General features: G+C 35.1%; 9 protein-coding genes. 7 read left to right on the plus strand and 2 right to left on the minus strand.

All coding sequences use genetic code 11. The features are described 5' to 3' along the window. The first annotated feature begins 67 nt into the window (after positions 1 to 67). Positions 68 to 1,789, plus strand: a complete 1,722-nt coding sequence (locus C0430_RS10820) for a carbamoyltransferase C-terminal domain-containing protein (protein ID WP_290869637.1) — start codon at positions 68 to 70, stop codon at positions 1,787 to 1,789. Here the strand turns inward: C0430_RS10820 and C0430_RS10825 are convergent. Further along, positions 1,770 to 2,462, minus strand: a complete 693-nt coding sequence (locus tag C0430_RS10825) for an aspartyl/asparaginyl beta-hydroxylase domain-containing protein (RefSeq protein WP_290869640.1) — start codon at positions 2,460 to 2,462, stop codon at positions 1,770 to 1,772. The genes C0430_RS10820 and C0430_RS10825 overlap by 20 nt on opposite strands. Before the next feature lie 3 nt (positions 2,463 to 2,465). After that, the gene (locus C0430_RS10830) at positions 2,466 to 2,990 is read right to left on the minus strand and encodes a hypothetical protein (protein ID WP_290869643.1); all 525 of its coding nucleotides are present in this window, start codon (positions 2,988 to 2,990) and stop codon (positions 2,466 to 2,468) included. A 138-nt stretch (positions 2,991 to 3,128) separates the two neighbouring features. Here C0430_RS10830 and C0430_RS10835 point away from each other — a divergent pair, with 138 nt between their 5' ends. The 6 genes from C0430_RS10835 to C0430_RS10860 all read left to right on the plus strand — a co-directional run. After that, positions 3,129 to 3,686: a tail fiber protein gene (locus C0430_RS10835; protein ID WP_290869646.1), complete on the plus strand. Its 558-nt coding sequence runs from the start codon at positions 3,129 to 3,131 to the stop codon at positions 3,684 to 3,686. 18 nt (positions 3,687 to 3,704) lie between these two features. Further along, complete coding sequence (locus tag C0430_RS10840; protein WP_290869649.1) at positions 3,705 to 4,253, plus strand: tail fiber protein; 549 nt, start codon at positions 3,705 to 3,707, stop codon at positions 4,251 to 4,253. Between the two features lie 37 nt (positions 4,254 to 4,290). Next, on the plus strand, positions 4,291 to 5,445 hold the full coding sequence (locus C0430_RS10845) for an ABC transporter substrate-binding protein (RefSeq protein WP_290869652.1): 1,155 nt from the start codon (positions 4,291 to 4,293) through the stop codon (positions 5,443 to 5,445). A gap of 3 nt (positions 5,446 to 5,448) precedes the next feature. Next, a complete protein-coding gene (locus C0430_RS10850; protein WP_290869654.1) occupies positions 5,449 to 6,384 on the plus strand; it encodes a formyltransferase family protein in 936 nt (311 codons plus the stop codon). Between the two features lie 3 nt (positions 6,385 to 6,387). Then, positions 6,388 to 6,900, plus strand: a complete 513-nt coding sequence (locus C0430_RS10855) for a hypothetical protein (protein ID WP_290869657.1) — start codon at positions 6,388 to 6,390, stop codon at positions 6,898 to 6,900. A gap of 24 nt (positions 6,901 to 6,924) precedes the next feature. Beyond that, positions 6,925 to 8,037: SprB repeat-containing protein (locus C0430_RS10860; protein ID WP_290869660.1), on the plus strand; the 1,113-nt coding region annotated here is incomplete at its 3' end.

The following is an 8,037-nucleotide window of genomic DNA, read 5'->3' on the forward strand; positions in this document are numbered from 1 at the left end:
TCTATAAAAAATACAAAAATCTGATTTATCTTTTTTTTGTAAAAAAAACCAAATATCTTTACGAAATATGAAGAAACCTATCTATGTAATTGGTACTGGGCTTTCACATAACGGGTCAGCGGTATTGCTGAAAGACGGTCGTGTATGTGTTGCAATTGAAAAAGAGCGTTTAAGCCGAATTAAGCATGATGGAGGTAACGACTCATTAGCTATACAATACTGTTTAGATGCCGAAGGAATTGATTTGAGCGATATATGCTTAGTTGTTCAAAGTGCTAATTTTGACATCCCAAATCCAAAACATTTTAAAGGGAAAAGAATTTTTTCTGAAACCAACTGTCCTGAAATTATTACCATTTCGCACCATTTGGCACATGCTTATAGTGCTATTGGGACTTCACCTTTTTCCGAATGCGCTGTTATGGTAATAGACGGATGTGGGAGTCCATTGAATCAGTACTTGGATTTACACCCCGAACATAGAGGAAATATTGATTTAAAGTTTATCGATGAAAATCAGATGATATGCGAAAAAGATAGTTTTTACCATTTTTCTGACAATAAATTAGTTACACTACACAAGGATTTTAGCAGAATGGAGGAATTAACCAATAGTTGTTTATCGATGCCTACCACTAAACATTCAATAGGTGGGTTTTATGCAACAATCAGTAAATATGTTTTTGGAGATGTAGAGGATGTAGGCAAGTTAATGGGATTGGCTCCTTTTGGAAAATCAGGCAAGTTTAATTTTGATGCTTTTGAATTTATTTCTGAATGTTTATATGTAAAGGATGATTGGAAAAACAACTTTATCAATCCATCTAAAGGCCATGATTATTTTACGGAGCATTTTTCTTATTATGCGGATGTTGCCAGATGGGCACAAGAACAGGTTGAAAAAGCAGTTTTGTGTTGTTTGAACTTTCGCATGAAAAGATTTCCTCATAAAAATTTGTGCTACACCGGAGGAGTTGCTCTTAATGCTGTTGCAAATGCTAAATTGCAAGATTCTCTGGCTGAAAACAATATTTTTTTTGAGCCCGCGGCAGGAGATAACGGATTAGCCCTAGGATGTGCATTTTATGGTTGGATAAACTATTTGGGGAAACAAAAAATTCCACATAATGGGAATACTTGTTTTGGAAAGCAATACCTACAGGAAGAAATAGAGGAGATAGTAAAGGGCGAAACAAATCAAAACTTTGACAAAAAATTTTTTTTGAATGAAGACGAACTAATTTCGTATTGTGCAGAAAAATTAAATAGCGGAAAAACAGTGGCATGGTTTCAGTCGGGATCTGAATTTGGGCCCAGATCTCTTGGAAGAAGAAGCATACTGGCTCATCCAGGAATTGAAAACATGAAAAACCACATCAATAGGGACATAAAATTTAGAGAGGATTTTCGCCCCTTTGCCCCAGCAGTTTTAAAAAACAAAGTAACTGAGTATTTTGAAGTTGGAAGAGACAGTCCTTACATGATTTTAGTTGATAAAACACGACCAAAATATCTGCAACAACTTGTGAATGTCACACATTGTGACGGTACAGCTAGAGTTCAAACCGTAGATGAGATTTGGAATCCCAAATTCTCAAAATTAATAACTGAATTTCATAGACATAGTGGAATTGCAGTATTACTAAATACCAGTTTTAACAAAAAAGGCATGCCTATTGTCGAAACTCCATCAGAAGCTATCAATTTGTTCAAAGAAACAGCCTTGGATATATTAGTTATGGAAAATACGTTGATTGAAAAACAAACAACTAGCTTTTCAAATTATTGATCAATTCTTTAGCTATTGCTGAATTCATTCTTTCTAATTCATCAATTATGAGTTTTTTTTGATTTTCATCAATAACAGGAATTGGCTTGGTGAATTGTTCAATGGAAGCTTCTTTAAGGAAAATATCGTCGGTCCATTTATTTCTAATTCCATCAATAACAAGATGAATACGGTCGTTATTGCCGCCATTTTTTACAGAATGCATAAAATTAGCATTTAAGTACCAACACTCCCCTTCACGCATGATTAACCTCTTGTTGTCTAAAATAAACTCAACATCTGGATTTGTAATTATCGGAATATGCAAGCGAAACACACCATCTTCATAACCTAGGCAGTGATCCGTATGAGGCTTAATTTCTGCTCCTGAACCAAGATTCAATAAACGAACAGAAGTCTTTTCGAATAAAAAACCATCAAGAATTTTTTTGAAATATTCACAAAAATCTAAAGCATCAGTGGGGATAAAACCCTCTGTGCTATTTGAAAAAGCATTTATATTGGTTGATTTTCCACCATTTGACATCAAGGCTATAGAGGTCCATTTTCCAGAATAATCCATAGAGTTATAGTGGTTTACCCACTTTTTCTTTATTACTTTATTGGTATCAATCACCAATTGTTCTTTATCAAAAACAAAAGGTAATTTTATTGATCGCACTAATTTATCCATAATTTAATCTCTTATCCATTTTTGCATAATTGGGAAAGCATCTTTATTTTCTAAAAGAGCCCTTTTATCACCTAAAGCTAATCCTGCCCATTCTAAAAAAGGCAAACCGATATAATTTGCATTGGTGAAATTTGAAATAAACCACTCTGAATTTCCCTTATAACCATTAGGATGAAATACAAATGAGGGCTCAATATTTAAATAAGTGAGAGCGGCATAAGACCAAAGGATGGCGGCTATTTCCTCTCCTTGGGTAGGCCATTCTTCTTTTGGATCATTGTTGATGTTTTTTCTGGTTTCACCATCTGTAACAGCCAAATGCCCTGCTTCGTGTAGTAAATCGCCTGGGTATTTTAATTCATTAAAATCTACATAAATGCAATTGGACCCTAATGCAAGACCTGGTAAAAAAGTGGTCGAACCTAATTTTTTTTCGATGATTTGAATTCCTATTTTTTCTAAAAACTGTACTATTTTTGTTGTTTCTAAGCTGTTTTTTCGAGTTGACATACCTGAATGTTTTAACAATTATTTATTGGTATAGACCAATAAAAATATTAATTTCTGACAAAATATTATATAAAGAATACAATTATATTAATTTTATTTAATATTTTTACGTCATTTTTAACATAAATTTATATAAAATTTTTAAATCAAGAAAATATGTCAACAGAACCATTTATAGGGGAAATTAAAATTTTTGGATTTAACTTTGCTCCTAGAGGCTACGCAACTTGTCAGGGGCAAATTTTATCAATAGCAGTGAACACTGCCTTATTCTCTTTGTTGGGAACTACTTATGGAGGTAATGGGATGACTACTTTTGCTCTTCCTGATTTACAAGGACGTGTGGCAAAAAGTCAAGGTCAAGGACCCGGCCTTCCTAGTTATGTGATGGGACAATTAGCAGGGAGTCCGTCAGTAACCTTGTTAACATCAAACTTGCCTGCTCATACTCATCCAGCAACTGGAATCACGGCAAATCTTCCTGTGGCCAGTGGAGTTGGCGACTCCAATTCTCCTGTAGGGAATTACCTGGCTCAAGCTCCTGTGGACATGTACTCCACTGCTGCCTCTGCAGGTAAAAATTATGGCAGTGCTTTGGCTGCTTCTGGAACAACAGGAGTTACGGGACAATCCATCCCTCTTAATATAGAAAACCCTTATTTAGTAGTGAATTATTCGATTGCTTTAGAAGGAATATTTCCAAGTAGAAATTAATAACTTAAAACAAGAAAGATGTCTACAGAACCATATATAGGGGAAATTAAAATTTTTGGGTTTTATTTTAATCCATCAGGTCATGAAATGTGCAATGGACAAATTATGTCAATTGCTCAAAACACTGCCTTGTTTGCATTATTAGGAACAACATACGGTGGAAACGGACAAACCACTTTTGCTTTGCCAGATTTACGAGGCAGAGTCCCAGTTGGACAAGGTCAAGGGCCTGGGCTTCCATTTAATTCTTTAGGACAACTTTCTGGGGCAACATCCGCAAACATTTTGGCATCAAATATGCCGGTCCATAATCACCCAGCGTCAGGAATTTCTATTAATATACCTGTTTCTGAAGGAGGTGCAGATACAGATAGTCCGGTAAATGCAGTTTTGGCCAATACAGCATCAGGACTCTATGCTAGCGCGACAAATGATGCTTCAGCTCCCATAGTAGCTTCAGGAGTAACAGCAGCAACTGGATCGTCAATACCTATTGCAATAGAGAATCCCTACTTAACGTTAAACTATTCTATCGCCATATATGGAATATTTCCAAGCAGAAACTAGTTTGAAGAATATTTTATAATACACTAAAATTAATACTATGCCCTCAATTGGAATCTTATTGCCTCGTTCAACCTATTATGAAACAATTAGTTTTGATTTATACGAAGGGCTTCGTTCAGGCTTAAAACATTATGGATTCCAAGATGTTAAAATAGTTACAGAGAACATAGGTTTTGGTGGTGATAAGCAACAATGTTATCGAAGCGCTGAAAAATTATTGCTGGAGGAAAATGTAACGATGGTAATAGCCTATATCGGACAGAGAATGGCTCAATTACTTCGTCCTCTTTTTTTAGCGGCGAATAAAATTCTTATAGTGTTAGATTCAGGAGCTAATTTGCCCAATGAGCACCTTTCTTGTCCAAATATTGTCTACCATTCTTTGCAAAACTCATTAGGAGCTTGGCTTTCGTCGAAAGAAGCGACCAAAGACGGGTATTTCTCGGGAGGAATGGTTACAGGATATTATGACGGTGGCTATCTACAAACCTACAGTTTATGCAAAAGCTTTGAACAAGCAGGAGGCCAGATTTGTTTTAATCACGCCACTGGATATAAAGAAAATGATTTTACAATGGAACCATTAAAAAAATATTTGGATGAATTTCCAAATAGTGCTCTTTTGAGTCTTTTTAGTGGTGATTATGTGCAATGGTATTTTTCAGGGATTAAAGACTGGATTTCTGAGAAAAAAACGGTAATTTATCTTTCTCCTTTCGGTTTAGAGGAAACAATGTTGCAAAAAGCAGTTTTTCCAAATTGTAAAATAAAGGGTGTTGCTGCTTGGTCTAAAAATATAGATTCCGAGGAAAATAAGTTGTTTATTGATACTATTAAAAAAACAGGAAGAACACCTAATTTGTTTTCATTATTGGCATGGGAAAGTGCACAAATAATAATAGAAGTCTTTGAACTTTTAAGCAAAAACGAGAATAATAGTGCCCAGGCAATTTCAGATTTATTGAGTTTTGAGTTTGTTGGTCCAAGAGGAAAAATCAGTTTTAATTCAAAAACAAATACATCAGTTGCACCATTATATGAAGCTGAAATTGTTCTTAATGAAGAAGACGGAATGTGCAAAGTTAATTTGCTTTCAGAAATAAAGGATACAAACGAAACTTTTGAATTACTAAGCGAATTAGAAATAGGTTCAGCAACTTCAGCATGGCATAATAGTTATGCTTGTATATAGTCCATGAGTAGTCAAAAAAAAATAGTAATCTTATGTGGGGGAAAATTTGCTTTCAAAGCACTACAACTGCTGGCGTTTGAGAATTATTTATGCGGAATTGGAATTGGAAAAAGTTCCAGTCTAGTCATTGAAGCATTGGAAACTGAGTCAGAAAACAACAACTTGGATTTTAAATCTTTTCCAGATAAAAACAGTGTATCAGAAATGAAATCATGGATTGAAAAATTGAAGCCTGATTATATTTTTTCAATAAGCTTCCCTTTTTTGATTCCTGAAGATGTTCTTTTATACGGAAAAGAAAAATTCATAAATTTTCACCCTGGTCCTTTACCTGAATATCGTGGACCAATGCCGATCTTTGAAGTTCTTAAAAATCAAGAAAAATTGACGGCAGTCAGTGTTCATTTCATGAATTCGAAATATGACGAAGGTCCGCTTATTTTTAAAGATGTTTTAAAAATTGAAAAAGATGACACTTATGGAAAATTGGCCGTGAAACTAAGCAATCACACGGCACAAGTTGCATTAAACATGGCCAACATGGTTCAATATGCTGAAAAAATACCAAGTTCCATGCAAGAAACCAAAAATGCTTACTATTATGAAAAACCAGCACTATCAGATACCTATATTAAGTGGAAAAACATGAGCTCGGAAGAAATAATAACATTAATAAACTCGTGTAATCCATGGAATACTGGCGCAGATACTTCATTTGAAGGTGAGCAGGTTAAAATTATTGTTGCATCTCTTTACAATCAATCACATCAAAACGCAAATCCAGGAACTATTCTTTCAATAACTGAAGATGGCCATATTGCTGTTGCTTGTTCAGATGACAAACAAGTTTCCATTGAGGTGCTAAAAACAGATTTTGGAATAATCACTGCAAAACAATTCAATTTTCAAGAAAATATAATAGGTAAAAAATTTAGATAAATTATGAAAAGAAGACAATTCGTTAAAAGCACAGCTATTTTTACTACTGGGGCTTTGGTTTTTTCAGAGATAGACGCTCATGCTTCGACCAGTGCAAAAGAATCAGGCATATTGGATTTAAAGCCGTTTATCAATTCGAAAGAGAAAATTTCAATTAATGGCTTCGTTAAGGATTTTGAAACACTTCAGCCAATTACTAATGCTAGAATGAATGTGTCGGTAAAAAGAAACAGGTTTCTCACTACATACAGAGAACTAAATTCAATAAATGGTTCTTACACCATAAACTCTGGATTTGCTAATTCTGGCAAAATTTCCGAAAAACTAGAGATAAAAATTACGGCTGATGGCTATAAGACATATAAAGGCTACCTTTATTTAACTAAAAATGGTTGTAATTTACACAGTAGTGAGTGGGATTATAATCCTAATTTTAATCCTGACCATTGTCCTAAAAACAATAAGTCATTTGATGAAATCACATCAAAATTCAACTTTCATTTAATAAAAGAATAAATTATTCAAGAAAACAAAAAGCGTATGAAAAGCAACTTTACTTTTATTTTAATGTGGTTACTTTGTGTTTTTTCATTAAACACTAGAGCACAAACACAATTTTGGAGTGATACTTTTGAAAGTACTCCCTCAAGCGGAACTAGAACCCCCGAAGTAAGTGGTGGAACAACTACTAGTTATTTCAGATTAACAGATGGTTCTACTATTTCACAAGTAGTATCATTTAGTGGTAAAGAAGGCAGCAATTACTGGGCAGGTGAAGATCATAACGGACTAGGAACAGGATTCCCTTCAGAGGGATCAATACCACCTAGTAATCCACTAAATGAGCTCCAAATAGATTGGACAAATATTAATATAACAGGGAAATTAGGTTTAAGTTTTAAAGGATTATTGGCAGCTGCCAGTACAAATGAGCCTTGGGATAATCAAAATTCGTGTATTAGTGGTGTTGGCACAACAAATACAGACTATATTATTGTTGAATATAGTATTGATGGCGGATCATATATAAATTTATTGCGTTTTTACAACAAAGGAAGTGCTTCAGGAACAGGAGATAAATATTTATTTGAAGATACTGACAATAATGGTTGTGGAGATGGTACGCAGTTAACCAATGTTTTTGGAGAATTTTCTAAGAACATTGTAGGAACAGGGACTACAATGAATTTACGGATTCGTGTTTTCTCTGAAGGAAACAATGAAGAGTGGGGAATAGATAATTTTAGACTATATGAAACACCCGCGTGTAGTATAGTATTAACTCCTGCTTCACAAACCAATGTATCATGCTTTGGAGGTTCTAATGGTGCTGCTTCGGTAAATACTCCAACTGGTGGTACCGGAGGTTACACCTACAACTGGACGCCAGGTAACCCAACTGGTGATGGAACTAATTCCATTTCTGGATTAACTGCAGGAATTTGGACATGTACTGTTACCGATGCCAACTTATGTCAGGCTACCCAGAGCTTTACCATCACGCAGCCAACTGCAATCAGTACGGCATCGGGATCCCAAACGAACGTTTCTTGCAACGGTGGCACTAATGGTACTGCTTCGGTTTCTCCTTCAGGCGGAACTCCGGGTTATACCTACTCTTGGTCGCCTTCAGGCGGAACAGCAGCCACGGCA

The organism is Flavobacterium sp. (genome assembly GCF_013823965.1).
Taxonomy (GTDB): Bacteria; Bacteroidota; Bacteroidia; order Flavobacteriales; family Flavobacteriaceae; genus Flavobacterium.

What these genes read in the sequence shown, in the direction of transcription:
- C0430_RS10820 (WP_290869637.1), top strand. Translation starts at nt 68, where the DNA reads ATGAAGAAACCTATCTATGTAATTGGTACTGGGCTTTCACATAACGGG.
- C0430_RS10825 (WP_290869640.1), bottom strand. Translation starts at nt 2,462, where the DNA reads ATGGATAAATTAGTGCGATCAATAAAATTACCTTTTGTTTTTGATAAA.
- C0430_RS10835 (WP_290869646.1), top strand. Translation starts at nt 3,129, where the DNA reads ATGTCAACAGAACCATTTATAGGGGAAATTAAAATTTTTGGATTTAAC.
- C0430_RS10840 (WP_290869649.1), top strand. Translation starts at nt 3,705, where the DNA reads ATGTCTACAGAACCATATATAGGGGAAATTAAAATTTTTGGGTTTTAT.
- C0430_RS10845 (WP_290869652.1), top strand. Translation starts at nt 4,291, where the DNA reads ATGCCCTCAATTGGAATCTTATTGCCTCGTTCAACCTATTATGAAACA.
- C0430_RS10850 (WP_290869654.1), top strand. Translation starts at nt 5,449, where the DNA reads ATGAGTAGTCAAAAAAAAATAGTAATCTTATGTGGGGGAAAATTTGCT.
- C0430_RS10855 (WP_290869657.1), top strand. Translation starts at nt 6,388, where the DNA reads ATGAAAAGAAGACAATTCGTTAAAAGCACAGCTATTTTTACTACTGGG.